Source organism: Pseudomonas sp. NFPP24, assembly GCF_900112095.1.
GTDB lineage: Bacteria > Pseudomonadota > Gammaproteobacteria > Pseudomonadales > Pseudomonadaceae > Aquipseudomonas > Aquipseudomonas extremorientalis.
Window position 1 is genome coordinate 422,699 of record NZ_FOKD01000004.1, and the last position, 26,924, is coordinate 449,622.

Annotated in this window: 23 protein-coding genes and 1 riboswitch; of the genes, 16 read left to right on the plus strand and 7 right to left on the minus strand. The window is 62.1% G+C overall.

What is annotated here, in order from left to right:
* Positions 1 to 143 precede the first annotated feature (143 nt).
* The 6 genes from BM026_RS11370 (at position 144) to BM026_RS11395 (ending at position 6,780) form a co-directional block, all read left to right on the plus strand.
* Positions 144 to 500, plus strand: coding sequence for a YceK/YidQ family lipoprotein (locus BM026_RS11370; protein ID WP_092246553.1), 357 nt, complete (start codon positions 144 to 146; stop codon positions 498 to 500).
* A gap of 142 nt (positions 501 to 642) precedes the next feature.
* Complete coding sequence (locus BM026_RS11375; RefSeq protein WP_092246556.1) at positions 643 to 2,400, plus strand: carbamoyltransferase family protein; 1,758 nt, start codon at positions 643 to 645, stop codon at positions 2,398 to 2,400.
* The gene (locus tag BM026_RS11380) at positions 2,401 to 3,297 is read left to right on the plus strand and encodes a GNAT family N-acetyltransferase (protein WP_093528569.1); all 897 of its coding nucleotides are present in this window, start codon (positions 2,401 to 2,403) and stop codon (positions 3,295 to 3,297) included.
* Positions 3,294 to 4,694 carry a PIG-L deacetylase family protein gene (locus tag BM026_RS11385; RefSeq protein ID WP_093528572.1) on the plus strand — a complete coding sequence of 467 codons (1,401 nt, stop codon included), beginning with the start codon at positions 3,294 to 3,296 and terminating at the stop codon, positions 4,692 to 4,694. Before BM026_RS11380 ends, BM026_RS11385 begins: the two co-directional genes overlap by 4 nt.
* 59 nt (positions 4,695 to 4,753) lie before the next feature.
* On the plus strand, positions 4,754 to 5,902 hold the full coding sequence (locus BM026_RS11390; RefSeq protein ID WP_093528575.1) for a glycosyltransferase: 1,149 nt from the start codon (positions 4,754 to 4,756) through the stop codon (positions 5,900 to 5,902).
* Positions 5,899 to 6,780 carry a glycosyltransferase gene (locus BM026_RS11395; RefSeq protein ID WP_092246568.1) on the plus strand — a complete coding sequence of 294 codons (882 nt, stop codon included), beginning with the start codon at positions 5,899 to 5,901 and terminating at the stop codon, positions 6,778 to 6,780. Before BM026_RS11390 ends, BM026_RS11395 begins: the two co-directional genes overlap by 4 nt.
* A 54-nt stretch (positions 6,781 to 6,834) precedes the next feature.
* On the opposite strand, the gene BM026_RS11400 is transcribed toward BM026_RS11395, so the two are convergent.
* Positions 6,835 to 8,691 carry an O-antigen ligase family protein gene (locus BM026_RS11400; RefSeq protein WP_092246570.1) on the minus strand — a complete coding sequence of 619 codons (1,857 nt, stop codon included), beginning with the start codon at positions 8,689 to 8,691 and terminating at the stop codon, positions 6,835 to 6,837.
* 157 nt (positions 8,692 to 8,848) lie between these two features.
* Between BM026_RS11400 and msbA the strand changes: the two genes are divergently transcribed.
* The 3 genes from msbA to BM026_RS11415 all read left to right on the plus strand — a co-directional run bounded on the left by msbA (position 8,849) and on the right by BM026_RS11415 (position 13,107).
* On the plus strand, positions 8,849 to 10,654 hold the full coding sequence (gene msbA / locus BM026_RS11405) for a lipid A export permease/ATP-binding protein MsbA (RefSeq protein WP_093121291.1): 1,806 nt from the start codon (positions 8,849 to 8,851) through the stop codon (positions 10,652 to 10,654).
* Positions 10,655 to 10,763: 109 nt separating this feature from the next.
* A complete protein-coding gene (gene hldE, locus BM026_RS11410) occupies positions 10,764 to 12,188 on the plus strand; it encodes a bifunctional D-glycero-beta-D-manno-heptose-7-phosphate kinase/D-glycero-beta-D-manno-heptose 1-phosphate adenylyltransferase HldE (RefSeq protein WP_093513448.1) in 1,425 nt (474 codons plus the stop codon).
* Positions 12,181 to 13,107 carry an NAD-dependent epimerase/dehydratase family protein gene (locus BM026_RS11415; protein ID WP_071492299.1) on the plus strand — a complete coding sequence of 309 codons (927 nt, stop codon included), beginning with the start codon at positions 12,181 to 12,183 and terminating at the stop codon, positions 13,105 to 13,107. Before hldE ends, BM026_RS11415 begins: the two co-directional genes overlap by 8 nt.
* Before the next feature lie 28 nt (positions 13,108 to 13,135).
* Here the strand turns inward: BM026_RS11415 and BM026_RS11420 are convergent, their stop codons facing one another.
* The 4 genes from BM026_RS11420 to BM026_RS11435 are packed head-to-tail and all read right to left on the minus strand — an operon-like array spanning position 13,136 to position 16,512.
* Positions 13,136 to 14,095: a metal ABC transporter ATPase gene (locus BM026_RS11420; protein ID WP_093528578.1), complete on the minus strand. Its 960-nt coding sequence runs from the start codon at positions 14,093 to 14,095 to the stop codon at positions 13,136 to 13,138.
* Between the two features lie 41 nt (positions 14,096 to 14,136).
* The gene (locus BM026_RS11425; RefSeq protein WP_092246578.1) at positions 14,137 to 14,949 is read right to left on the minus strand and encodes an aldo/keto reductase; all 813 of its coding nucleotides are present in this window, start codon (positions 14,947 to 14,949) and stop codon (positions 14,137 to 14,139) included.
* On the minus strand, positions 14,946 to 16,121 hold the full coding sequence (locus BM026_RS11430; RefSeq protein WP_092246580.1) for an NAD(P)/FAD-dependent oxidoreductase: 1,176 nt from the start codon (positions 16,119 to 16,121) through the stop codon (positions 14,946 to 14,948). The genes BM026_RS11425 and BM026_RS11430 overlap by 4 nt, the downstream gene beginning before the upstream one ends.
* Before the next feature lie 55 nt (positions 16,122 to 16,176).
* Positions 16,177 to 16,512, minus strand: a complete 336-nt coding sequence (locus BM026_RS11435; protein ID WP_012721885.1) for a DMT family transporter — start codon at positions 16,510 to 16,512, stop codon at positions 16,177 to 16,179.
* Positions 16,513 to 16,613: 101 nt separating this feature from the next.
* Between BM026_RS11435 and BM026_RS11440 the strand changes: the two genes are divergently transcribed.
* Both BM026_RS11440 and waaA read left to right on the plus strand, forming a co-directional pair.
* Positions 16,614 to 17,504, plus strand: a complete 891-nt coding sequence (locus tag BM026_RS11440) for a LysR family transcriptional regulator (protein ID WP_093513446.1) — start codon at positions 16,614 to 16,616, stop codon at positions 17,502 to 17,504.
* A gap of 23 nt (positions 17,505 to 17,527) precedes the next feature.
* Positions 17,528 to 18,805, plus strand: a complete 1,278-nt coding sequence (gene waaA / locus BM026_RS11445; RefSeq protein WP_093528581.1) for a lipid IV(A) 3-deoxy-D-manno-octulosonic acid transferase — start codon at positions 17,528 to 17,530, stop codon at positions 18,803 to 18,805.
* A 38-nt stretch (positions 18,806 to 18,843) separates the two neighbouring features.
* Here waaA and BM026_RS11450 read toward each other — a convergent pair whose 3' ends face one another.
* Positions 18,844 to 20,283, minus strand: a complete 1,440-nt coding sequence (locus tag BM026_RS11450) for a TolC family outer membrane protein (RefSeq protein WP_071492293.1) — start codon at positions 20,281 to 20,283, stop codon at positions 18,844 to 18,846.
* 196 nt (positions 20,284 to 20,479) lie between these two features.
* Positions 20,480 to 20,585: riboswitch (TPP riboswitch) on the plus strand.
* A gap of 144 nt (positions 20,586 to 20,729) precedes the next feature.
* Between BM026_RS11450 and thiC the strand changes: the two genes are divergently transcribed.
* Together thiC and cytX are read left to right on the plus strand one after the other, a co-directional pair.
* On the plus strand, positions 20,730 to 22,619 hold the full coding sequence (gene thiC, locus BM026_RS11455) for a phosphomethylpyrimidine synthase ThiC (protein ID WP_071492292.1): 1,890 nt from the start codon (positions 20,730 to 20,732) through the stop codon (positions 22,617 to 22,619).
* 130 nt (positions 22,620 to 22,749) lie between these two features.
* Positions 22,750 to 24,042 (plus strand): putative hydroxymethylpyrimidine transporter CytX, encoded by a 1,293-nt coding sequence (gene cytX, locus BM026_RS11460; RefSeq protein ID WP_093528584.1) that lies wholly within the window; start codon positions 22,750 to 22,752, stop codon positions 24,040 to 24,042.
* Here the strand turns inward: cytX and BM026_RS11465 are convergent.
* Positions 24,008 to 24,745 (minus strand): RsiV family protein, encoded by a 738-nt coding sequence (locus BM026_RS11465; RefSeq protein ID WP_092246590.1) that lies wholly within the window; start codon positions 24,743 to 24,745, stop codon positions 24,008 to 24,010. The two genes, cytX and BM026_RS11465, sit on opposite strands and share 35 nt — an antisense overlap.
* Positions 24,746 to 24,938: 193 nt before the next feature.
* Here BM026_RS11465 and BM026_RS11470 point away from each other — a divergent pair, with 193 nt between their 5' ends.
* From BM026_RS11470 to cpdA, 3 genes are all read left to right on the plus strand, one after another.
* Complete coding sequence (locus tag BM026_RS11470; protein WP_058423483.1) at positions 24,939 to 25,556, plus strand: NUDIX domain-containing protein; 618 nt, start codon at positions 24,939 to 24,941, stop codon at positions 25,554 to 25,556.
* On the plus strand, positions 25,547 to 25,996 hold the full coding sequence (locus tag BM026_RS11475) for a DUF1249 domain-containing protein (protein WP_012721893.1): 450 nt from the start codon (positions 25,547 to 25,549) through the stop codon (positions 25,994 to 25,996). Before BM026_RS11470 ends, BM026_RS11475 begins: the two co-directional genes overlap by 10 nt.
* A 97-nt stretch (positions 25,997 to 26,093) precedes the next feature.
* The gene (gene cpdA / locus BM026_RS11480; RefSeq protein WP_093528587.1) at positions 26,094 to 26,909 is read left to right on the plus strand and encodes a 3',5'-cyclic-AMP phosphodiesterase; all 816 of its coding nucleotides are present in this window, start codon (positions 26,094 to 26,096) and stop codon (positions 26,907 to 26,909) included.
* Positions 26,910 to 26,924 lie beyond the last annotated feature (15 nt).

Consider the following 26,924-nt stretch of genomic DNA (forward strand, 5'->3'; position numbering starts at 1 on the left):
TTTAGTGGCTCAGGCGATTTTTATCATTTGGGAATCGTCCTACGCTGCAAATCAATTTTGCTGCTTTGGGTCACCCACCTTGGCGATGGTAGCGTGGTCAGCCTTGGCAATAACAATGGCGGACGGGCCATAAGGAGAGGGTCATGAGAATGGGGTCGAAAGTCTTGTGCAGTGCGCTGTCGCTTGTGTTGACGGGCTGCGGAACCATCAATACGGTCTTCCGGCCCGACGCGGTCACCAGCCAGAACCTCAAGGACTCGCGCAGTCACTGCGAAAACGTGCCGCGCATCTACAGCGGGGTGATCTACGGGTTCTGCACGCTCAATGGGGAGCCGGCGCCCGACAAGAGCCTGAAGGACAAGAGCCTGATCGACCATGACGGGAGCATGCTACCCTTTGTCGCGGTCGAGTTTGTCGCCTCCGGCGTGCTGGACACCCTGGTGCTGCCCTACACCGTTTACCGTCAAAGCCGGGACGGCAGCATCGAGATCTTCCGCTGATCCCTCTTGACGCTCGCCGCTAACAGCTTCCTTTCGCTTTTACGCTATAATCCCGCCCTTTAGCTGTTTCCCGCCCAGGCGGGGAGCACACTTTTTTCAGGCGCAACCCGCCTGCATGCAGACTAAAAGAGGCTAGACCCCTGTGGCATTGACGATTCTTGGCCTGTCCGGCGCCCTTAGCCATGATCCTTCCGCAGCCTTGTATATCGACGGCAAGCTGATCGCTGCCGCCGAAGAAGAACGCTTCGTACGCGACAAACATGCAAAGAACCGCATGCCCTACGAGTCGGCGAAGTTCTGCCTGGAACAGGCCGGTATCAAGCCTTCCGACGTTGACGTGGTGGCGATCCCGTTCGCCCCGATCAGCCTGTTCGGTGAGGCGCGCTGGCATTACGCCAAGCGTTACTGGTACGCCCCGGACCGCGCCCTTGATGCGATCCTGATGGGCAACCGTCGCTACAAGCGCTATCGCAACAAGATCGTCTGGTGCCTGGAGCAACTGGGCTTCGATCCGAAGAAAATCAAGATCGAACCGGTTGAACACCACCTGGCCCACGCTTCCAGCGCCTACCACTGCTCCGGCTTCCAGGAGAAAACCGCGATCCTCGGGATCGACGGTAAAGGTGAGTACGCCACCACGTTCTTCGGCTACGGCGAAAACGGCAAGATCCACAAGATCAAGGAATTCTACGACCCGGACTCCCTGGGCGGCCTGTACGGCGCGATCACCGAGTTCCTCGGTTTCGAGATGCTCGACGGTGAGTTCAAGGTCATGGGCATGGCGCCGTATGGCGACGCCAGCAAGTACGATTTCTCGCGCCTGGCCTCCTTCGAGAACGGCGAGCTGGTGATCAATACCGACTACGCCAACGTCATCGGCCTGCGCCGTTATAAAGAGAAGGGCAAGGGTTTCTACTTCTCGCCAAAACTGATCGAGTGGCTGGGTCCCAAGCGCGAAGGCGATATCGCCGACGAGCCGTACATCCACTACGCCGCCAGCATGCAGGCGCTGTTCGAGAAGCTGGCCTTGCAGATGATCGACCACTACCTGGGCGACATCCTCAAGGACACCGGCAAGCTGGCCTTCGCCGGCGGCTGCGCGCTGAACGTCAAGCTGAACCAGAAAATCATCGCCCGTGATGACGTCAAGGAGCTGTTCGTACAGCCAGCCTCCGGCGATGCCGGTACTGCCGTGGGCGCGGCGGCCTACGTGTCCCACGCCCGGGGTGTGCCGGTGGAGAAGATGGAACACGTCTACCTCGGCCCGTCCTACAGCAACGAAGACGTGATCGCCGCGTGCGCCAGGCATGAGAGCAAGCCGAACTGGCGCAAGATCGAGAACATGCCCCAGCGCATCGCCAGGATCATGGTCGACGGCAACCCGGTGGCCTGGTTCCAGGGCCGCATGGAGTTTGGCCCGCGTGCATTGGGCGGCCGCTCGATCATCGGTTGCCCGAGCGCTACCGGCGTGGCGGATCGCATCAACCACCAGATCAAGTTCCGCGAGCGCTGGAGGCCTTTCTGCCCGTCGATGCTCGACACCGTCGCGCCGCAGATGATCAAGGTCGACCACCCGGCACCCTTCATGACCTTCACCTTTGAAGTGGCCGAAGAGTGGAAGACCCGCGTGCCGGAAGTGGTCCATGAAGATGGCACCTCCCGCGCTCAGGTGCTCAAGCGCGAGTACAACCCGCGCTACTACGACATGATGAAAGAGCTCGAAGTACTGACCGGCAACGGCGTGTCCCTGAACACCTCGCTCAACCGTCGCGGCGAAGCGATGATCTGCTCGCCGACCGACGCGCTGAACATGTTCTTCGGCTCCGACCTGCAATACCTGATCATGGAAGACATTCTGGTCGTCAAGGACGGCGTGGACCCTTATGACGCCGTGGTCTAAATGCTGAACCGCTTCCAGGCGTGGCGTGAGCGTGGCTGGGCGCCTGTCGAGGCCGAGGTTTACGCCCAGGCCTGGCAGCGGTTTGGCGGCAGCGTTGCGACCCATCCGCAGGTTGTCGAACGCTTGGCGGGCTTGGCGCAGATTCCGGTGCGTTACCTGGGCTGGGAACAGGACGGCGAACTCCGGGGGGCGATTGCCACCTGGGGGCGCGACCTGGCCCTGTCCAAGGACGTACTCAAGCGCAGCGGCAAGAAAGGCCTGTTTGACCTGGGCAATGCTGAGATCATCCTGCCGATCACTGCCCATGCCCAGTTGCCGGTGCGCCATCGCGGGCGCTACCTGTCAGCGCTGAACGAGGGCCGCATCAGCACCCTCAAGTCCCAGGCCGAGCAGTTGGCCATGGCGCGTACCCCCGAAGACCTGTCGAAGAAGTTTCGCTACAACCAGCGCCGCGAACTGCGTCTGCTGGAAGAGGCGGGCGGCGTGGTGCGGGCGGTGAGCGAGTTTTCCAGTGTGGAGCTGTCGGCGATCTACTGCGATCTGTTCCAGCGCCGCTGGGGCTTTGCCGCCACAGGCGCCGAGCGCCTGGCTGAGGTGCTGGAGCTGCTCAAAGAGCTCCTGATCGGCTCGGTCCTGTTTCTCAACGATGCGCCGATCGCCGTACAACTGGTATACCGCGTCGAGGCGCCGGAGTGGATCAGCATCGAGTACGTCAATGGCGGTGTCGACCCTGAAACCCGGGCATTCAGCCCCGGCAGTGTGCTGAGCTTCCTCAACACCCAAAGTGCCTGGGAACAGGCGCGGGCCGTGGATAAACCGCTGCGTTTTTCCTTCGGGCGTGCCGACCGCGAGTACAAGGAGCGCTGGTGCAACCCGGTGCCGGTGTTCAGCGTATGAGCCGCAAACAGCAACTGCTCAAGCGCCACCGGCGCAATAAACGCATTGCGCTGCTGATCGGGCTGCTGCTGTTGATCGCGACCGGTGTGCTGGTGGCCTGGTGGTTGCCGCTGATCCTCGCGGTCGTGCTGTGGGTGGCCCATGAAGCCTGGTTTGCCGACCACCTGTTTTATTCGCCCAAGGACGACTACCAATACAGGTTTGCGTCGAGTGGTCAGCAGGTCGGGCTGCGTCTGGAGGGCGGCAGGTTGCTGGCAGAGACACCGCTCGAGCTGGCTGGCGATGAAACGCTGATCGTCGAAGTGCAGCTCAAGAGCACTCTCTGGGGGCGCTTGTTTGATCCTGCAGTTGATTTTCTGGACGATCGCCAGGCGTTCGAGCGCGGGGTTGCCGGCAAGCGTTGCCTCAATCTCACCGGTTCGGCGGCGGCATTGGCCGGCGGTGAACTGCGCCTGCGCGGGCGCTTTTGTCGCGTGATCGGCCAGCCGGTCTTGTGGGTGTTTCGCCAGCCAGATGCTGCCCGCCAGCGGGTGATGGTGATCGCCCCTCACGCCGATGATGCTGAGCTGGCTGCCTTCGGTCTGTACAGCCAGGCGGATGAAAGCTGGATCGTGACCCTGACCGCAGGTGAGATCGAGGCCGAGCACTATCAGCAAATGGGCTTGCCCAAGGCTGAAGCGGCGCGGATCAAAGGGCGCCTGCGTGCCTGGGACAGCATTGCCGTGCCGCGCTGGGCCGGTGTGCCCGAGGCGCACTGCGTGCAGTTGGGGTATTTCTGCCTGCAACTGTCGGCCATGCGTGACGCCCCCGATCAACCCCAGGCATCGCGCGAAGCGCAGTTGGACGATACGCGGCTGTTCCGCCAGTTCAATGCCTTGGCGTTGCCGGGGGATGTGGACGGTGCGCCGACCTGGAACAACCTGATAGCCGACCTGCGGGCGGTGTTGCTCAAGGCGCGTCCCGAGGTGATTGTGTTGCCGACGCCAGTGCTCGACCCCCACCCTGACCATATCTGCGCGCACACCGCGGTGGTGCAGGCGCTGCAGGGGCTTGAGTGGCAACCGACCACGTTGCTTGGTTATGCCAACCATCTGCATGATAACGACCGTTGGCCCATGGGGGATTCAGGCGCCGGCATCGCTTTGCCGCCGCAGTTCGATGCCGCCCAGGTACTTGAGCCCTATTGCCGGGTGCTCAGCTTGAGCCAGCAGCAGGACAAGGCCATGGCGCTGGGTATGATGCATGATCTGCAGCCCCGTGCACCGTTCAAGCGCCGGGTGCGTCGTCTGTTGCAGCAATGGCTGGCTGGCCGTGGTCCATCGCCTTACGGCGAGAACGAGTTTTTCCGCAAGGCCGTGCGCCGCCACGAGCTGCTTTGGGTGCTGAAGCAGGACTGAAATTGACTTTTTTCGTCGGGCTGCCCGCGTGCAGTAGCCCGATTGCCTCATGGAGTGATATGAAGCCTCGTTTCAAGGTTTTGCAGTTGCAGCCTGACTACAACGTCAAGCTCAATGATTTCGCTGATCTCGGCGAGCAGATCGTCAAGGCGTTGCCGACGGAGCGATTCGAGGTGACGTCCGCCTTCCTGAGCGGTCGACCGCAGCCGGGCCAGCCGTTGAGCGTGGCGGATCATTCCAAGTATTTCGAGTTTCCCGAGAAGGCCCTCAAAGGCATCCGCCTGGGCGCCATGTGGGAAATCTACAAGTACTGCCGTGAGCAGAAATTCGATGTGGTCATCTGTAACCGCTTCAAGTCGGTGAACATGATGCTGTCGCTCAACCGTTGGTTGAAGATCCCGTTGTGCATCGGCATCTCCCACGGTTTCGGCGAGTACGAACGCGCGTATCGCCGGCGCCAGACGCGCCGCCTGGTCAGCCCGGCCTGGCGTTTTGTCGGGGTATCGGCGGCAGTCAGGGATTACCTGATCGGCCTCAACTGCGGCTTTACCCGCGAGAACACCACTTTCGTAACCAACGCCATCGATATTCCCCAGGCCAGTGCCTTGCAGTTGCCGCGCGAGCAGGCGCGCCAGGCGCTCGGGCTGTCGCTTGACGCGCGAGTCATCGGCGCACTGGGGCGACTGGTGCCGATCAAGGGCCATACGCACCTGCTGCAAGCGTTTGCCCGCCTCAAGGATAAGTACCCTGACGCTCAAGTCGGCATCATTGGTTCCGGCCGTGCCGAAGCCGACTTGCGCGCGGACATCGAGCGCCTTGGCCTCACTGGCCGTGCGCACTTGTTGGGCTTTCGCGAGGATGGCCTCAAATATGTACGCGCCTTCGATATTTGGACCATGCCTTCCTTGCTTGAGGGCCTGGGCCTGGCCCTGCTCGAAGGCATGAGTGGACGCCTGCCGGTGATTGCTTCCAACGGGCCGGCCATGCTGCCGCTGGTGGAAGGGGCGGGTGGCTTGTCTCACGAGCCTGGCAATGTCGAGCAACTGACAGCGGCCCTGGACACTTATCTGGCCATGAGCGACGAGCAATTGCGCGCCAAGGGTGAACAGGTATTCCGTTATCTGGAAGAAAACCACGCCCTGGCCGAGTTCCAGCAAAAGTACCTGAACCTCATCGAAACCGGTTTGAAAGAAGTAGGTAGAGCATGACAGCACAACAACCCCTGGTCTCGGTGATCATCGCGTCCTACAACCACGGCCGGTACATCGAGGAGAGCATCCTCAGCGTGCTTGGCCAGACGTACCCTAACATCGAGCTGCTGGTGGTGGATGACGGTTCCAAGGATGACAGTGTCGAGCGCATCCAGCGCCTGCAGGCCGAGCACGGCTTTGATTTCCAGGTGCAGCAGAACCAGGGCCTGACCGCCACGCTCAACGGAGCCATCGCCCGCGCCAAGGGCAGCCTGATCGCCCCGTTCGGCTCCGATGACATCATGTTGCCGGACCGCATCGCCACCCAGGTGGCCTACATGGAAGGGAAGCCGAAGGTGGGCATGTGCGCTGGCAATATCGAGTTGATCGATGGTGACGGCAACCTGCACCCGGAGAAAAAGCAGCGCCGCGACGTACCGTTTCGCAGCCTGGATTTCGACGACATGTTCATGGACCGCAAGCCCTTCCCGCCGGCACCGACCATGTTGATTCGCCGCGAAGTGCTGGAAGAAGTCGGTGGCTTCGACCCATTGATCCCTTTGGAAGACCTGCTGATCCAATTGAAGATCACCGCCGCGGGCTACACCATTGACGCACTCGGCGTAGTGATGGCGCAGTATCGGCAGCACGCAAGCAACACCTACAAGAACCACCGCTATATGATCCAGAACATTCTCAAGACCTATGCCCATTTCAGCGAGCACCCGGCCTATGACGCGGTGCGCTACAACTTCCTGAACTCGATGTTCCTGAAGACGGCTGATCGTGACCGGCCACTGGCGCGCGAGATCCTCAAGCAGATCCCGCTGAAGTTCTGGGGGCGCAAGACCTTGCGTGGCTTGGTGCGGTTGTACCTGGCGCCCCTCAGGAAATGAGGCGGCGGGGGGTATGAAAAAGGCGACTATCAGCAGTGATAGTCGCCTTTTTTATCAGGTGGCGGGGCTGGTCAATGCCTGCACTTGCGCGCGGATCTTCGCCGTGGCGCCTTGGCTGGCAACGGACGCATAACCTTTGGCCAACTGTTCGAAGTGTGTCTCGAACAACCAGGCGCGGTCCTGTGGGTAGCGCTGCATATGGCGCAGGTTGCGCTGGCGCAACGCGTTGCGCAGCGGCGACGGGAAGATGCGCAGGTCGGCGATATCGATCAGGGCGAACTCACCGTCATCCATCAACAGCACGTTACCCAGGTGCAGCGAGCGGAAGTACACACCGCGCTCATGCAGCTTGGCCATGAACTGACCGAAACGTTCGATCAGCGACTCACGCAGGCTGTTGTCCAGACCTTGCAGGGCCTGGCGCAGAGTCAGGCCGGGCAGTGGCGCGTAGCTGACGGCAGTGCTGGCATCGCGCAGGCTATAGAGGCCTAGAATCTGCGGCGTGGGGATGCCCAGGGTGCGCAATTGCTCGGCGTTGCTGGCAAACCGCTCGGAGTAGGGGTTGAAGCTGCCCGAGGTGTACCAGTGGCGCGCACGGAAGATCTTCAGGAAGCGGCCGTCGGCCAGGCGCAGGACTTTCGGACCCAGCCCGTCGGCTTCGATCACGTGGGCATTGCTGCACAACTGGTCGAAAGCTGCGGGCTTGAGCGCTTGTACCGGCATGCGCAACAGGCTGTGGCGGCGCTGGGCGATGCTCAGGCCGGCAATGATCGCCAGCGGGATCCACAGCACGAACCAGTGCTCTTTCGGACGTGACAGGATGCCACCCCCTTCGGTCAGCCCGGCGCCGATGCCATAGGTCAGCAGCGACGAAGCCAGGATGAAGAGTGGCTGGGCGCGTTCTTTCAGGCCCTTGTACAGCCCCCAGCCGATCATGAAGATCCACGGGATAAAGCCGATGATGCCGACGTAATACAACACGCCCAGGGCAAAGCTGTGCGGCTCGCGCAGCTGATAGCCGTCGGACAGGGTCAGGTAGAGCTCGGAGTCGTAGCTGTGGCCGATCCATGGATGTTCGGCAATGCGTTGCAGTGACATGCCCCACAGTTCAAAGCGAAATGAGCTGCCTCGTTCGGTAATGGATTCCGGGTATAGCAGCAGCAATGCAGCAGCCCCCAGGACCAGGCTTGCTATCAGCAGGGCCGAGCGGCGGTTGCGGCTGACGAAGGTCATCCACAGGACGGTCAGTGTCAGGGCTACCAGCGGTGTACGCGAGCCTGTAGCCAGAACCGCCGCGAGCATGACTGCCAGAGCCGGGGCGCTGAACCACAGGACTTTCAGGCGCTGGGTGGTCATGCAGACATACAACCAGTAGACGCAGAAGAAACCGAATAGATGAGAACTGAGCAGCGGATTGTCGAGAGCGCCACGCCCACCGATCATGCGCATGCCCGGTTCGAAGCCTTTGACGAACGCCACCAGGTTGCACAGGCTCACCACCAGTGCGATTACCGCCGCACTGAAGAAGATCGGCTTGAACAGTTCGTTGCGGTAATGCAGCAACAGCCCGCAGCCACCAAACAACATGAAGGTATTGAGCGGGCGCTTGAACAGGTCGGTGTCGGTGGTGGGCTCCGGGCTCCACAGCAGGCTGGTCAAGGCCCATGCGGAGAAGACCAGAAAGGCGAGCGCCAGGGGCTCGCGCAGTAACTCTTTCAGCTCCCGGGGGCGCATGCACAACATGAAGAGCGTCGGGACGCTGAACAGGATGTAGACGATTCGATGCAGCACGTTGCGGTTGGATACGAAGAACAGCGAACTCAGCAACAGCAACAAGCCAATGGGCAAGATCCACAGGACCAGGAAGTCAAAAACGCGATTTGAGCCATAGATCAGGCGCTTGGAGTGCATACAGTAAAGCCATTCCATTTGAGAAAGCCGACCATCATAAAGTAGTGGCTATATAATGTCGCCGGTTGGAGCCAACCGGTTTGAGGGTCATGCAGGGTGCAAGTACAACAGAGAAGCTGTGCTAAAGTCAGCCTCCTTTTTCAAAACGCCGCGTGATATGACCGACTCCAGTCCGAGCGCAAGCCCTTCGAGCTTGAAAATATACTTCCGCCTGCTCAGTTACGTTAAGCCTTACGCCGGCTTGTTCGCGCTGAGTATCGTCGGATTTCTGATTTTCGCGTCGACCCAGCCCATGCTGGGGTACATCCTCAAGTACTTCGTCGACGGCCTTTCCAACCCTGAAGCCGTGCTATTCCCTACCGTGCCGTACCTTCGGGACCTGCAACTGCTGCAAGCCGTGCCGCTGCTGATCATCCTGATCGCCGCCTGGCAGGGCCTGGGTTCGTTCCTGGGCAACTACCTGCTGGCCAAGGTGTCCCTGGGCCTGGTCCATGACCTGCGCGTGCAGTTGTTCAACAACTTGCTGACGCTGCCCAATCGCTACTTCGACAACCACAACTCCGGGCACCTGATTTCTCGCATCACCTTCAACGTGACCATGGTCACGGGGGCGGCGACCGATGCGATCAAAGTGGTGATTCGTGAAGGCATGACAGTGATCTTTCTGTTCGCCTCGCTGCTGTACATGAACTGGCGCCTGACGCTGGTGATGATTGCCATCCTGCCGTTGATCGCCGTGATGGTGAGCACGGCCAGCAAGAAATTCCGCAAGCAGAGCAAGAAGATCCAGGTGGCGATGGGCGACGTGACTCACGTGGCCTCCGAAACCATCCAGGGCTACCGCGTGGTGCGCAGCTTCGGGGGGGAGGTCTACGAAGAAAAACGCTTCCTCAAGGCCAGCCAGAGCAACACCAACAAGCAACTGCGCATGACGCGCACCGGGGCGATCTACACACCGGCACTGCAACTGGTGATCTACACCGCGATGGCGGTGCTGATGTTCCTGGTCCTTTATCTTCGCGGTGACGCATCGGCCGGTGACATGGTGGCCTACATCACCCTGGCCGGCCTGCTGCCCAAGCCGATTCGCCAGCTCTCGGAAGTCAGCTCCACGATCCAGAAGGGCGTAGCGGGTGCCGAAAGCATTTTTGAACAGTTGGACGAAGAGGTCGAAGTCGACAACGGCACCATCGAGCGCGACAAGGTCAGCGGTCGTCTCGACGTACGCAACCTGAACTTTACCTACCCGGGCACCGAGCGCCATGTGCTCAAGGACATCAACTTCACCGCCGAGCCTGGGCAGATGATCGCCCTGGTCGGGCGCTCGGGCAGCGGGAAGTCGACCCTGGCCAGCCTGATCCCGCGCTTCTACCACCACGCAAGTGGCGAAATCCTGCTGGATGGTGTCGAGATCGAAGACTACAAGCTGCTCAACCTGCGCAAACACATTGCCCAGGTGACCCAGCATGTGACCTTGTTCAGCGACACGGTTACCAACAACATCGCCTACGGCGACCTGGCGGGTGCGCCTCGGGCGGACGTTGAAGCGGCCGCGGCGGACGCCAATGCCAAGGACTTCATCGACCAGTTGCCCAAGGGCTTCGACACCCAGGTTGGCGAAAACGGTGTGTTGCTGTCCGGCGGCCAGCGCCAGCGCCTGGCGATTGCCCGCGCCCTCCTGAAGAATGCACCGCTGCTGATTCTCGACGAGGCCACCTCGGCCCTCGACACCGAGTCCGAGCGCCACATACAGGCAGCGCTGGACAAGGTCATGCAAGGTCGCACCACCTTGGTGATTGCTCACCGTTTGTCCACCATCGAGAAGGCCGACCTGATCCTGGTGATGGACGACGGTCGAATTGTCGAGCGTGGCACGCACAGTGAGCTGCTGGCACAGAACGGCTATTACGCCCGCCTGCATGCCATGGGCCTGGATGCGCCGATTTCCGCCGACATCACCTGAACCTCCCTGGAGGAGCCGGCAAGCCGGCTCCTTGCAAAACCCTCCCGCAAACCTCCCACAACCCTGTGCTAATATCGCGCCCCTGTTCATTTTGTATGTGGGTTGCTCCATGAAGTTGTCCATGCCGCGATTCGATCAAGCCCCTGTCTTGGTGGTCGGCGATGTCATGCTCGACCGTTACTGGCATGGTGGTACCTCACGGATTTCCCCTGAGGCGCCGGTGCCGGTCGTCAAGGTCGAGCAAATCGAAGACCGTCCAGGTGGCGCTGCCAACGTTGCCCTCAATATTGCCGCGCTCGGCGCCCCGGCCTCGCTGGTCGGCGTGACCGGCGACGACGAAGCCGCCGACAGCCTGGCCAACAGCCTGCGCGGTGCTGGCGTGCGTGCGCAGTTCCAGCGCATTGCCCATCAGCCGACCATCGTCAAGCTGCGGGTGATGAGCCGTCACCAGCAATTGCTGCGTATCGATTTTGAAGAACCCTTCGCCACCGACGCCCTGGCCTTGAGTGGTCAGGTCGATCAGTTGCTGGAAGGCATCAAGGTGCTGGTGTTGTCCGACTACGGTAAAGGCGCCTTGAAAAACCACCAGGAACTGATCCAGGCCGCCAAGGCCCGGGGCATTCCGGTATTGGCCGATCCCAAGGGCAAGGACTTTTCGATTTATCGCGGAGCCAGCCTGATTACGCCGAATCTCAGCGAATTCGAAGCCATCGTCGGCGGTTGCGCCGATGAGCACGATCTGGTGACCAAGGGCGCGACGCTGATGGCCGACCTCGACCTCGGCGCCTTGCTGGTGACCCGCGGCGAGCACGGCATGACCCTGTTGCGCCCCGGCCACCCGGCAATGCACTTGCCGGCACGTGCCCGTGAAGTATTCGACGTCACCGGCGCCGGCGACACCGTGATTTCTACCCTGGCGGCCTCGATTGCCGCCGGTGAAGAACTGCCCCACGCCGTGGCCCTGGCCAACCTGGCGGCGGGCATCGTGGTGGGCAAGTTGGGTACTGCTGCCATCAGCGCACCTGAATTGCGCCGTGCGATCCAGCGCTCCGAAGGCTCGGAGCGGGGCGTGCTGACTATCGAACAATTGCTGCTGGCGATTGACGATGCCCGCGCCCACAACGAAAGCATTGTGTTCACCAACGGTTGTTTCGACATCCTGCACGCCGGCCATGTGACTTACCTGGAACAGGCGCGTGCCCAGGGGGATCGACTGATTGTCGCGGTCAATGACGATGCGTCGGTCAGCCGCCTGAAAGGCCCTGGCCGTCCGATCAACAGTGTCGACCGGCGCATGGCGGTGCTGGCGGGGCTGGGCGCGGTGGACTGGGTGATCAGCTTCCCTGAAGCGACCCCGGAAAACCTGCTGGCCCAGGTCAAGCCGGACGTGCTGGTCAAGGGCGGCGACTACTCTGTCGACCAGGTCGTGGGGGCGGACATCGTCAGCGCCTACGGTGGCAAGGTCAAGGTGCTGGGCCTGGTCGAGAACAGCTCGACCACCGCCATTGTCGAGAAGATCCGCAACAATGAGTAAGCAGGTTCTTGTCACCGGCGGCGCGGGGTTTATCGGCTCGCACCTGGTCGATGCGCTGCTCGCCAAAGGCTACGGCGTGCGGGTACTGGATAACCTCTCCACCGGCAAGCGCAGTAACTTGCCGTTGGACAATCCGCGCGTCGAACTGCTGGAAGGTGATGTGGCCGATGCCGAGTGGGTCGCCCGTGCCGCTGTCGGCGCAGCGGCGGTGGTGCATCTGGCAGCGGTGGCCTCGGTGCAGGCCTCGGTGGATGACCCGGTCAGCACGCACCAGAGCAATTTCGTCGGCACCCTGAATGTGTGCGAAGCCATGCGCAAGGCCGGCGTCAAGCGTGTGGTGTATGCCTCCAGCGCTGCGGTATATGGCAACAATGGCGAAGGGGCTTCGATCGACGAAGAGACCACCAAGGCGCCGCTCACGCCCTATGCGTCCGACAAGTTGGCCGGCGAGCACTACTTCGATTTCTACCGTCGCCAGCATGGCCTGGAGCCGGTGATCTTCCGTTTCTTCAATATCTTCGGGCCACGGCAGGACCCGTCATCGCCGTATTCCGGCGTGATCAGTATCTTCAGCGAGCGCGTGCAACAGGGCGTGCCGATTGCCGTGTTTGGCGATGGCGAGCAAACCCGCGACTTCATGTACGTGGGGGACCTGGTGGATTTGCTGGTGCAGGCTATTGAAGCGCCTGAAGCTCCGCTGGGCGCAATCAATGTCGGCTGGAACCGCACCACCACGCTCAAGGATGTGCTGCGGGCCTTGGAAGACATCGTCGGCAAGCTGCCGGCGGTGACTTACGGGCCGGCACGCTCCGGCGATATCCGGCATTCGCGGGCGAACAACCAGCGGTTGCTGGCGAGCTTCACACTGCCGGAGCCCACGCCGTTGAAGGTGGGCCTGGAGCGCTTGCTCAAAGGCTGAACGCCATCGCTGTGGGAGCTGGCTTGCGTCAGGCCTTGGTTTTTTTCTTCGGCACGATCTTGCGCAGCACCCGCTGGGCCAGGCGTTTCAATTTCGACTCTTTCTCAGGCTCTGCCAGACCTTGCTGGCGCAGCCAATCCTTCCAGCGAATCCGCTCCTCACGAACCAGCCAGCCTTCCTGCTGGGCGAAGCTCTCCGCCAGGTACAAGCCTCGCATGCTCGCCGGGTACAACTGGTCTTTCTTGACGGTGTACAACTCAGCCTGGGGCTGGCCGTCTTTCAATGGCATCAGGTACAGGTCCGGGCGTTGACGGTCGAGGCGGGCGACCAGTTGGTCGCCTTCGAGGCGTTCGTCCACATGGAACAGGCTCAGGGATTTGGCTTCCTTGGGCACTTCCAGGCGCAGGTCGTAGATCAATTGCAGCGATGCCGTGGGCAGGTGCACATAGGCGCGCGGGCGTTCGATCAACTGGGTGGTGGCGCAGCGCACCGGGCGAGCCGCGCCGGACAGCGGGCTGAGGCGAAAGGGCAGGGCTTCGCGGTAATGCAGGGCGGCGGAGTAGGGGGCCGGCAGCCAGGTGTCGTTGAAGCGCCCGCCGAGCCAGCCTTCCGGCGTCTCCAGCAGGCATTCTTCGGCAATTTCCTGGATGGCGGTGTGCAGCGGCAGGTTCAGCTCATGGGCGGGCACGTAGCCTGAGATCAGCTTGAGTACCACGTCGCCACGGTCCTGGCGGCGCTGGCGCACCAGCACCCAGTAATCCTTGTTTTGCCAATGCAGGGTCAGGCGCACCGACACGCCGAGGTTGGCCAGTTCCAGGGCGAAACGCTCGGGGTCTGCCACCTCCACCGGCTTGCGCCGTTGCAGGGTCTGGGCAAAGTTGAGCGGCATGCCGACGCTCTGGTAGCTCAGGCCTTCGGGGGTGGCTTCGACGTGCAGCGGCAGTGTCTTGAAGTTGCTGGGGTTTTTTCTTATGAGCGTTCGCGGCATGTCGGCTCCTTCTTGCGACGGGGTCGGCCGCGTCGGCGGCATCAGAGTTGACGAATGACCTGGGCAGCGGTCGCCACGTTATGGGCCAGGTGCAGCGGATTAATGGTCCCGACAATAGCACTGGCAACGCCTGTTTGCGCAAACAACAACATGAAACTGGCGCGAATTGGATCCATTCCCGGCTCCAGGCACACGTGGCCGCTGGCCAAGGCCTTTTTCACCAGGATGCCCTTGCCATGGGCCGCCGCATATTCAATGACGGCTTTCTCGGCTTGTTCGTTCAGATTGTAGGTGACCATCGCGCAATCGCCCTGTTCCAGAGCCTTTACGCCGCCCTCGACGGTCTTGCCGGAAAAGCCGAAACCACGGATCTTGCCTTCCTGTTTCAGCGCCGACAGGGTCTGGTAGACCTCGCAGTCATTGAGGATATGCAGGTCGTTACCGTCGGAGTGCACCAGCACCAGGTCGATAAAATCGGTTTCAAGTCGTTTCAAGCTGCGCTCGATCGACATCCGGGTGTGGGCCGCGCTGAAGTCGTGGCTGGACGCGCCATTCTCGAATTCTTCGCCGACTTTGCTGACGATCACCCAGTCTTTGCGCTGGCCCCGCAGCAGCGGCCCCAGACGTTCTTCGCTCATGCCATAGGCCGGCGCGGTGTCGATCAGGTTGATGCCCAGTTCACGGGCCTGGCGCAACAGCATGCGGGCCTCGTCGTCGCCGGGGATCTGGAAGCCGCTGGGGTATTTCACCCCTTGGTCGCGGCCCAGCTTGACGGTGCCCAGGCCCAGGGGTGATACCAGCAGGCCAGTGCTGCCCAGGGGGCGGTGCAGGTCGTGCAGGGTGGGCAGGCTCATGGCAACAGTTGCTCCCAGGCAGGCACGCCGATGGCGGGTCTTGGCAGGTCGGGCAGCGGCTCGCCGACACTTGGGCGGATGCCGTCACGCTCCAGGCTGTTGATCACCCGATCGGCGAAGTCTGGTGCCAGGGCCAATTTGGTCGGCCAGCCCACCAGCAGACGGCCTTGCTCGGCGATGAAGGCGTTGTCGGGCCGGGTCAGGCCCGATTGCAGGGGCTCCGCGCGGTCGACGCGCAGGGTCGCCCATTGGGTCTGGCTCATGTCGATCCAGGGCAGCAACTGCGCCAGCTCTTTTTGCGCCATAGCAATCTGTTCCTGCGGGGTGCGCGCCACACCATCGGCTTCGGCAATATCGCCGCCCATGTACCACACCCAGTTGCCATCGGCCGCCGGGTGAGTGGTAACGGTAATGCGCGGTTTGGTGCCGCCGCCCAGGCAGTGGGCATACAGTGGCTTCAGGCCGGGCCCTTTGGCGATGATCATATGCAATGGGCGTTTTTGCATGGCCGGCTGGCTGATGCCCAGCGCGGTCAGCAGATCCGCCGTACCTGCGCCGGCACTCAACACGATGCGCTGGGCGCGGATCTCGCGACTGTCCACCTTCAAGCCCACCAACGTGTCGCCTTCCAACAACGGTTCGATGTGCTGGCCGGCGAGCAAACCATCGCCGGCCAGTTGGGCCAGGCGTTCGATCAGGCTCGGTACATCGATGACCAACTCGGCAAGGCGGTAGACCTTGCCCTTGAAGCGGCGGTCTTGCAGCGCTGCGGGTAAATCGTCGCCCTTGACCTGATCAACACGGCCACGCACGGCCTTGCTGGCGAAAAAACTGGTGAGGTTGCCGGCGAGCGTGCCGGGGGACCACAGGTAATGCGCCTCGGACAACAAGCGTACGCCGCGCAGGTCCAGCTCACCGCTACCCGCCAGTGCTTCGCGCCAGCGACGCGGCATGTCGGCAATGGCTTCGGACGCGCCGGTGATCGCGCCGTGCAGGGCGTACTTAGCACCACCGTGAATGATCCCCTGGGACTTCACGCTCTGCCCGCCACCCAAGGTGGCGTTTTCCACCACCACCGTGGAAAACCCCTGGCGGCGCAGGCGCGCATTCAGCCAGAGGCCGGCAACCCCGGCGCCGACAATCAGAACGTCGGTGGAAATAACGGATGGCATGGGCGACCTCAGTGTTCAAGACAAGAGGTGCAGTATACAGGCTGTTGAGGAGTGGTCAGTGCCCGGCGGTTTTCGAGAACAGCTGGATCACCACCACGCCCAGCACAATCAGGCCCATCCCCAGCATCGCCGGGATATCCAGCTTCTGCCCGTAGATGAACAACGCCGCGATGCTGACCATCACAATGCCCATTCCAGCCCACACCGCGTAGGCCACGCCCACCGGCACGGTGCGCACCACCAGCGTCAGCATCCAGAACGCCACGCCGTAGCCGACGATCACCAGCAGCAGTGGGATAGGCGTGCTCCAGCCCTTGATGGCTTTCATGGAAACGGTGGCGATCACTTCCGAGCAGATGGCGATAGCCAGATAGCAGTAGGCGGCGTTCATGGGGCAGTCCTCGGATAAAGCGGTCAGTTAAGGCTGGCATTTTAGAGTTATGTCAGATGGGGTAAAGTCATTACCTATCCGAATCAAAGATGGGTTGAGCCATGAGCGTACAGTGGGATCTGGAACGGATGCGTTTGTTTGTCAGCGTCGCCGAGCAGCGTTCGTTTTCGGCGGTGGCGCGCCAGCAGCGCAAGGCTCAATCGGCGGTCAGCAATGGGATTGCCATGCTGGAGGCGGACCTGGGCGTCAGCCTGTTCGAGCGTAGCAGCGGCCGCCAGCCCCGGCTGACCGAAGCCGGCAGTGTGTTGCTGGAAGAAGCGCGCGAAGTGCTGCGCCAGTGCGAGCGACTCAATGGCCGGGCACTGTCATTGACCCGTGGTGAAGAGGCCTGCCTGCGCCTGGCCCAGGATGAAGCCATGCTGTTCCAGCCAGTGCTCGATAGTCTTGAGGCACTGGCCGGGCAGTACCCGTTGTTGGAGGTACAGTTGTCCAGCGCGGCCCAGGGTGATGTGGCGCGCAAGCTGGTGGAGCGCAAGGCTGACCTGGGCCTGCTGTTCTATCACGACCAGATCCCAGAAGCCCTGGAGCGGCGCGTGGTCGGCAGCGTGGAGATGGTCACGGTGTGCGGTGTGAATCACCCGCTGGCCAAGGAAACCTATGTAACGTGCCAGCACCTGGCGCAGTTCCGCCAGTTGCTGATGTCGACCCAGACCAGTGTCTACCCCGGCAGCGAAGCCGCCAGCCCGCTGGTGTGGCGCGCCGACAGTTTCTACGTGCTGGCCGAATGGCTGATGAGTGGCCTGGGCTGGGCCTGGTTGCCGCGGCATATCGTGCAATACCCGACCTACCAGCAACAGATGGTCGAACTGGACAGCGAATGGACGCCGCCGGCCCTGGTGGTCGAGCTGGTCTGGCGGCGCGACGAACATCTGGGGCCGGCAGCGCGCTTCCTGGCCAAACGATTTGCCGAGTGCTTGCAGGCGATCGACTGAAAAAGCCGATAAACTCCGCCGCCATGAATAGAACTCTCTACAGCTGTCTGTTTTACCTGGCGCTGCCCTTGGTGGCTTTACGTCTGTGGCTGCGCGCGCGCAAGGCGCCGGCCTATGCCAAGCGCGTCGGCGAGCGCTTCTCCTATGGCTTGCCGGTGATGCGGCCGGGTGGGATCTGGGTGCACGCCGTGTCGGTGGGCGAAAGCATTGCCGCTGCGCCTATGGTGCGCGGGTTGCTGGAGCGTTATCCGACGCTGCCGATCACCGTCACCTGCATGACGCCGACCGGTTCCGAGCGTATCCAGGCGTTGTTCGCCAATGAACCGCGAATCCAGCACTGCTACTTGCCGTATGACTTGCCGTGCGCGGCCAAGCGTTTTCTTGATCGTGTACAGCCCAAGCTCGCGGTGATCATGGAAACCGAGCTGTGGCCCAATCATATCCACGCCTGCGCCCGGCGCGGGATTCCGGTGGCATTGGCCAATGCGCGGTTGTCGGCGCGTTCGGCCAAGGGCTATGGGCGCTTTGCCAGGCTGACGGCGCCGATGTTGGCCGAAATGAGCCTGTTCGCTGTGCAGACGCAAGCCGAAGCGCAGCGCTTCCTGGATTTGGGGGCTCGGCCGGAAACCGTCGAAGTCACCGGCTCGATCAAGTTCGACCTGACCATCGACCCCCAGTTGCCGGTGCGCGCCGCCGCGTTGCGCGCGCAATGGGGTGCCAGCGAGCGTCCGGTGTGGATCGCAGCGAGTACCCATGAAGGTGAAGATGAGGTGGTGCTGGCCGCCCATCGCCGACTGCTCGACAGCTACCCCAACGCTCTGCTGATTCTGGTGCCGCGCCATCAGGAGCGCTTCGGCCCGATGTTCGCATTGTGCGAGCAGCAGGGTTTTGCCACGGTGCGTCGCTCCAGTGGCGAACCCGTCACCGCGAACACGTCGGTACTGCTCGGCGACACCATGGGCGAGTTGCTGTTTCTCTACGCCTTGGCCGATAGCGCGTTCGTAGGCGGCAGCCTGGTGGCGACCGGTGGGCACAACCCACTGGAACCGGCGGCGCTGGCCTTGCCGGTGATCATGGGGCCACATGTGTTCAACTTCCTCGAAATCACCGCGATGATGCGTGAAGCCGGGGCTTTGCGCGCGGTGGACGACGCAGAAGGGTTGGCCGAAGCCGTGCGCCAGTTGTTCGAACTGCCGCAGGATGCGCGCAAGATGGCGCAGGCGGGGCTCAAGGTGATGCAGGCCAACCAGGGCGCGTTGAAGCGGTTGCTGGATGGCCTGGGTCGACTGCTGCCTGACTGAATCAGCACCTGACTCAATGTGGGAGGGGGGCAGTGGATTCAGTTGCCGGGGCGGGCCTTGAGCTGCTCGGCGGCAGCCTTGGCCAGGTCCGGCGGCAGGAAGTCGCGGTCCGGGTTGTAGTCAGCCTTGAGGTAGCGCGCCAGGTCCTGCAGGTCTCCCGGGTTCAAGGTGCCGGCCGCCTGCTTCAGGCGCAGGTTGTCGAGGATGTAGTCGTAGCGGCTGTTGTTGTAGTTGCGCACCGACGCGTAGAGCTGGCGCTGTGAGTCGAGCACGTCGACGATATTGCGCGTCCCCACCTGATAGCCGATTTCCGTGGCTTCCACCGCGCTCTGGTTGGAGATGATCGACTGGCGGCGCGCCTGTACCTGCTCCACGTCGGTGTTCACCGCGCGGTGCAGGTTGCGGGTGTTTTCCACCACCTGGCGGCGCAGGCCTTCGCGCTGCTGCTCGGTCTGGCCCAGGCGCGAGTAGGACTCACGCACCTGCGAGCTGGTCAGCCCGCCGCTGTAGATCGGGATGCTCAGGCGCAGGCCAATGGTGCGCTGTTCCACATCACCCCGGTACGGGGTGCCGAAGGCGTTCGGGTTGCTGAAACCGAGGGCGTCATTGTCGCCTTTCTCATATTGCGCCACGGCGTCCAGGGTTGGCGCGTGACCGGCCTTGCGCTGCTTGAGGGTTTCTTCGGCGGCAGTGACCGCGTAGTTGCTGGCCAGCAGGTTCAGGTTCTGGCGGCCGGCGGTTTCGACCCAGGCCTTGGCGTCGTTCGGCAGCGGCGGCAGCACCGGCAGCGTGTGGACGATGCCCTGGATCGAGTTGTACTGGCGGTTGGTCAGGGTGATCAGCGCTTCGAACGCATCCTCGACCTGGCGCTGGGCCAGGATGCGGTTGGCGCGGGCGGTGTCGTAGCTGGCCTGGGATTGCAGCACGTCGGTCTTGTCCGACAGGCCCACGTCAAAGCGCTCGTTGGACTGGTCCAGCTGGCGTTTGAACGCGTTTTCTTCGGCCTTGGTCGAGGCCAGGTTGTCCTGGGCGCGCAGCACGGCAAAATAGCTTTCGGCGCTTTGCAGGATCAGGTTCTGTTCGGTGGCCGACAGTTGCAATGCCGCCTGCTCATTGGTGGCCTCGGCGGCTTGCAGCTGGAACCAGCGGTCGGCACGGAACAGCGGCTGGCTCAGGGTGGCGCGCCAGGAGTGCGCATCGCGGTTGGCGGTGGCGGCCGGGGTGTCGATCTGGGTGCGCACGTTGTTGATATCGGCACCGCCGGTCAGGTTCGGCAGCAGGCCGGCGCGGGCCTGGGGCACCACTTCCTTTTGCGCGCCATACTGGGCACGGGCGGCGGCCAGGTCGGCGTTGTTGTCCACCGCTTCCTGGTAGACGCTGACCAGGTCGGTTTTGGCGGACAAGGGCGCTTCAGCTGCCCAGACCATTCCGTTGGTCGCACAAGACACGGCAAAAGCCAGTGAAAGTTTGCGCAGCATGAGGCGATCCCTAGTTTGAATATTACGATGATAATTTAGCGCCCAAGGCTAAGGCCGGCCATTCCTGGCGTCAAGCATTGTGGCGGCAACCGAGTGTAGTGGTGCTGACTCGGCGCAACAATCCCGCAATCACGCCATTCATCACGCTGAATGCACCGCCATTGGCAATTTGCCCACGGCATGGTCTAGACTGGCCGCGTTCTTGTCGGGGTGCCTTGTTGGAAGGCTGAGATCGGTAAATACCGGATCCCGTTGAACCTGATCAGGTTAGCGCCTGCGTAGGGAACAAGATTTCTCGTCACCCGGCGAGTCCTCTTGTGCTTCGTCCGGGATGTTGTTCGACAATCGAACAGCCTCGTGCGCCAAGCACAGCACTGGTTCCAGTGCGTCCGTCCGTCACAGGTTCGCTCCGACAATAATCCACCGCCTGGATATTGGAGCCCGTGATGACTACAAAATTAAAAAATACCGTGCATTTGAGTGAGTCGGCCAAAGTCGACTCCGGCTCCGTGCAGCCCTTTACCCGCTCGCAGAAGATCTACGTAGAAGGCACTCGCCCGGACATCCGTGTACCGATGCGACAAATCAGCCTGGACGTCACCCCCACCGATTTCGGCGGTGAGATCAACGCGCCGGTTACCGTGTATGACACCTCCGGCCCCTACACCGACCCCAACGTGATCATCGATGTGCGCAAAGGCCTGGGCGATGTGCGCTCGCCGTGGATCGAAGCGCGTGGCGACACCGAGCGCCTGCCGGGCCTCAGCTCGCACTTCGGCCAACAGCGCCTCAGCGACGCCGAGTTGACCGCGTTGCGCTTCGCCCATGTGAAGAACCCGCGTCGTGCCAAGGCCGGCGCCAATGTCACCCAGATGCACTACGCGCGCAAAGGCATCATCACCGCCGAGATGGAATACGTCGCCATCCGCGAAAACATGAAGCTCGAAGAAGCCCGCGCCAGTGGCCTGCTCGACCAGCAGCACGCCGGCCACAGCTTTGGCGCCAGCGTGCCGAAGATCATCACCCCCGAATTCGTGCGCGAAGAAATCGCCCGCGGCCGCGCGATCATCCCGGCCAACATCAACCACACCGAACTGGAACCGATGATCATCGGCCGTAACTTTCTGGTGAAGATCAACGGCAACATCGGCAACAGCGCCCTGGGTTCGTCCATCGAAGAAGAAGTGGCCAAACTGACCTGGGGCATTCGCTGGGGCTCGGACACGGTGATGGACCTGTCCACCGGCAAACATATTCATGAAACCCGCGAATGGATCATCCGCAATTCGCCGGTGCCGATCGGCACCGTGCCGATCTACCAGGCCCTGGAAAAAGTCGGCGGCGCCGCCGAGGACCTGACCTGGGAGCTGTTCCGCGACACCCTGATCGAACAGGCCGAGCAGGGCGTCGACTACTTCACCATCCACGCCGGCGTGTTGCTGCGCTACGTGCCGCTGACCGCCAAGCGCGTCACCGGCATCGTGTCTCGTGGCGGCTCGATCATGGCCAAGTGGTGCCTGGCGCACCACAAAGAGAACTTCACCTACACGCATTTCGACGAAATCTGCGAAATCATGAAGGCCTACGACGTCAGCTTCTCCCTCGGCGATGGCCTGCGCCCGGGTTCGATTGCCGACGCCAACGACGCCGCGCAATTCGGTGAGCTGGAAACCTTGGGCGAACTGACCAAGACCGCCTGGAAGCACGACGTGCAAACCATGATCGAAGGCCCTGGCCACGTACCGATGCAGCTGATCAAGGAGAACATGGACAAGCAGCTCGAGTGCTGCGACGAAGCGCCGTTCTACACCCTCGGCCCGCTGACCACCGACATCGCGCCAGGCTACGACCACATCACCTCCGGCATCGGCGCGGCGATGATCGGCTGGTTCGGTTGCGCCATGCTCTGCTACGTCACGCCCAAGGAACACCTGGGCCTGCCGAACAAGGATGACGTGAAGACCGGGATCATCACCTACAAGATCGCCGCCCACGCGGCGGACCTCGCCAAAGGTCATCCGGGCGCGCAGATCCGCGATAACGCCTTGAGCAAGGCGCGTTTCGAGTTCCGCTGGGAAGACCAGTTCAACCTTGGCCTTGACCCCGACACCGCGCGTTCCTATCACGACGAAACCCTGCCGAAGGACTCGGCAAAGGTCGCGCACTTCTGCTCGATGTGCGGGCCGAAGTTCTGCTCGATGAAGATCACCCAGGAAGTGCGTGAGTACGCGGCCAACCAGCGCATTGAAGCGGTGGACGTGGACGTTGCCAAGGGCCTGGCCGAGCAGGCGGAGCGGTTCAAGCAGGAAGGCAGTCAGCTCTACAAAAAGGTCTGATTCGAGATCGTAGGCGCCTGTACCGGCCTTATCGGGGGCAAGCCCCCTCCCACATTACTCAAATTGTGGGAGGGGGCTTGCCCCCGATAGCGATCCGACAAACAACAAATGTTCCTCAGAGATAACCCCCTTGAGCATTCAACCGAGTACTTACTCCCCCGATATCGCAGTGCCGAGCGACAAAAGAGTCTTCGGCGCCCGCGACCTGTTCTCCCTGTGGTTCTCCCTCGGCATCGGCCTGATGGTCCTGCAGACCGGCGCCTTGCTGGCGCCGGGCCTGGGCTTGTCCGGTTCGTTGCTGGCGATTTTCCTCGGCACCCTGGTCGGCGTCCTGCTGCTGGCCGCCGTCGGCGTCATCGGCAGCGATACCGGCCTGTCCGCCATGGCCGCGCTCAAGCTCAGCCTGGGTGCCAAGGGCGCCAGCCTGCCGGCGTTGCTCAACCTGCTGCAACTGATCGGCTGGGGCTCGTTCGAAATCATCGTGATGCGTGACGCCGCGAGCCTGTTGGGCGCGCGGGCATTCAGCGACGGCAGCCTGTTGGCCAGCCCATTGCTGTGGACGCTGTTCTTCGGCGGTCTGGCGACCTTGCTGGCGGTCAGCGGTCCACTGACGTTTGTGCGTCAGGTCCTGCGCAAATGGGGCATCTGGCTGCTGCTCGCCGCCTGCCTGTGGCTGACCTGGAACCTGTTCGCCAAAGCCGACCTCGCCGCACTCTGGGCCAACGCCGGTGACAGTTCGATGCCGTTCGCGGTGGGCGTTGATATCGCGATTGCCATGCCGCTGTCATGGCTGCCGCTGATTGCCGATTACTCACGCTTCGGCAAGCGCGCCAAAAACGTGTTTGGCGGCACGGCGCTGGGTTTCTTTATCGGTAATTTCTGGCTGATGAGCCTGGGCGTGGCCTACACCCTGGCGTTTGCGCCGAGCGGTGAGGTGAATGCGCTGTTGCTGGCGCTGGCCGGGGCTGGCCTGGGGATTCCGCTGCTGCTGATCCTGCTGGATGAGTCGGAAAATGCCTTTGCCGATATTCACTCGGCGGCGGTTTCCAGCGGCCTGCTGTTGCGTTTGAAGGTGGAGCACCTGGCGTTGGCCATCGGCGTGATCTGCACGCTTATCGCCTGCTTTGCACCGTTGGCGCAATACCAGAACTTCCTGTTGCTGATCGGCTCGGTGTTCGCGCCGCTGTTCGGCGTGGTGCTGGTGGATCACTTTATCCTGCGTCGTCGTGGCCAGGGTGCTGTCGCCAACCTGCGTTGGCCGGCGCTGCTGGCTTGGCTGGGCGGCGTCGCGACGTATCACCTGTTGGCCAATCTGTATCCGGACATCGGCGCGACCCTGCCGGCGCTGGTGCTGGCAGGGCTGTTGCAGTTAATTCTGGCTAAAGCCTTCAGCGGCGTGCAGGCACCAGCTCAGGCTGGATGATGCCGTCCAGGCGTGAGTAGGGAATCTGCAATTCGACGTGGCCCAGGGCGTACGGCGCGATGGTGTTGGTAGGGTACTTGAGGATCACGCCCCCATAGGTCAGCGCCACGTTCGGGGTTTTCTGGAAGGGGTAGGTCTTCACATACTCCGGCTCCAGGCTCAGGCGGGTGCTGATCAGCCAGCTGTTGTGGGCCACCTGGGCGGCTTTCCAGAACGCATCTTCCTTGCCGGGCAGCAGCATGTCGGTCAGGGTCAGGGCCTTTTGCCGCTGGCGCGAATAGTTGATGAACGCACGGCCGGGCTCGCCGTGGGTGGCGCCCTGGTCCAGGTAGCTGGACAATTCGATGATCACCAAGCCGTCATGCTGTTCACGTACCTTGGCCTGCAAGTACATGCTGTTGCGTGGAGCGGCGGTTTTCAGGAATTGCTCGCGATAGGTCTCCAGGCTCGTCGGCAGGGGATCGCTTTGGGTCATTTCCAGCAGGCGCTGTTCAATCAATGCGTCCAGCTTGGGTTCCTTGGCAAAGTGCACGGTGTCGATATTCACCAGCGGGCAATCGGCGCTGGCGCAGCCCGGCTTGCTTTGCTCGGTGGCGTCGCGGGTGGCTTCCACCGGGGTTTTGTAACTCGGCTGGAACAGGCTCTGGCACGCGCCGAGGGTCAATGCGATGCAGGCCACGGAGGCGATTTTTAAAAGCGACATGTAAGTCCTTCGTCTATCGATAAGAGCGAAATTTGTGGAGCTTCGACTGCCAGCACGGCAGTCAGTTCGCCACTAAGCTGATTAGAGTGTGTTTGACGCCCGCCGTCTATCCCGGCAACTGGAAAGGGGCTGCATCCAGAGGCATGAGCGCGTTAGGATGGCGCCAATTGCGCAGGCTCAACGAGGAAGGGATATGACGGATTTTGCAAAATCGACGCCGAGCACAATCGAGATTGTTCAGCGCGACAATGCCTACCAGGGCTTCTACAAGCTTGATCGCGTGCAACTGCGCCACGAGAAGTTCGATGGCGGCATGAGCCGGGTGATCAACCGTGAAGTCTTTGTTCGTCATGATGCCGTGTGCGTGCTGCCCTACGACCCGCAGCGTGACGAAGTGGTGCTGATCGAGCAGTTCCGCGTCGGCGCCATGGGGCGTACCGACAACCCGTGGCTGGTAGAGATGGTCGCCGGCCTGATCGACAAGGATGAAGAGCCGGAGGAGGTTGCACACCGCGAAGCCGAGGAGGAAGCTGGGCTGACATTCTCCGCGCTGTGGCCGATCACCAAATATTTCCCGTCGCCCGGTGGCAGTACCGAATTTGTCCACTTGTACCTGGGCCGTTGCGACAGCTCGGGCGCGGGGGGCGTCCATGGATTGGAAGAAGAAGCTGAAGATATCCGCGTCACCGTGTGGGCCTTCGAAGATGCCCTGCAAGCGGTGCGCGACGGCAAAATTTCCAACGCAGCCAGCATTATCGCCCTGCAGTGGCTTGCGCTTAATCGCGCGGAAGTGAGGGGGTTATGGCAGTAAAGGCACGGGAACGTTATCGAGTCGACCTGATCGGGCTGCAAGCCGCCTGCGAGGCCAACTATGCGCGGCTGATGCGCCTGCTCCCCGACATGCGTCACGCCCCCGAGGCGCGGCGTATCGGCGTGACCCATGGCGACCAGATGCTCGGCGTGCTGGCCTTGGAAGTGATCGTCAACTGCCCGTACACCACCACCCTGCGCGTGCGCCAGGAGCACAGCCTGCCTTGGCTGCCGGTGCCGCAGTTGGAAGTGCAGGTGTACCACGACGCACGCATGGCCGAAGTGATCAGCGCCGAACATGCGCGGCGCTTTCGCAGCATCTATCCTTACCCCAACGTGTTCATGCACCAGCCCGACGAGAAAGCACAACTGAATGTGTTCCTCGGTGAATGGTTGAGTCACTGCCTGGCCCTGGGCCATGAGTTCGAAGCCGTGCGGTAGATGTGAACTGCGTCCGCTTCCTGGGTTTCCTCTTTGTGTCCTGCCCCAGCATAATCACGCCAAACGTCCATTCCTGCGATTGCCTTGGGAGAGCGCCTTGCCGAGCGTATCCACCGTGAGCCCCGATGCACCGGCCTTGCTGGTGCAACTGTCCGACAGCCACCTGTTTGCCGAGGCCGATGGCACGCTGTTGGGCATGAACACCCGTGACAGCCTGCAAAGGGTGATCGAGTTGGTGCGTGCGCAGCAGGCACGCATTGATCTGGTGTTAGCCACCGGGGATCTTTCCCAGGACGGCACGCTGGAGTCTTATCAGCAGTTTCGCGATATGACGGCGCCCATCGGCGCCCCGACGCGCTGGATTCCTGGCAATCACGACGAGCCGCAGGTCATGGCCCACGCCGCCGTGCACAGCGACTTGCTGGAACCGGTGGTCGATATCGGCCATTGGCGTGTCACCCTGCTGGACTCCGCTGTACCCGGCTCTGTGCCCGGTTACTTGCAGGACAGCCAATTGCAACTGCTCGCCCAGGCCCTGAGCGAAGCGCCGAACCGTCACCATCTGGTGTGCTTCCACCATCATCCGGTGTCCATCGGTTGCGCCTGGATGGAACCCATTGGCCTGCGTAACCCGGAGGCCCTGTTTGCGGTGCTCGACCGTTTCCCGCAGGTGAGGGCGGTACTGTGGGGGCATGTGCACCAGGAAATCGACCACGAGCGCAACGGCGTGCGCCTGCTGGCGTCGCCGTCCACCTGCATCCAGTTCGCGCCGGGCAGCGAGGATTTCAAGGTCAGTGAACAGGCACCGGGCTACCGCTGGCTGCGCCTGCACGCCGACGGACGGTTGGAGACCGGGGTGGAGCGTGTCCAGGGCTTCGAATTTACCGTGGACTACGGCAGCAACGGCTATTGACTGTGGGATGGGGCT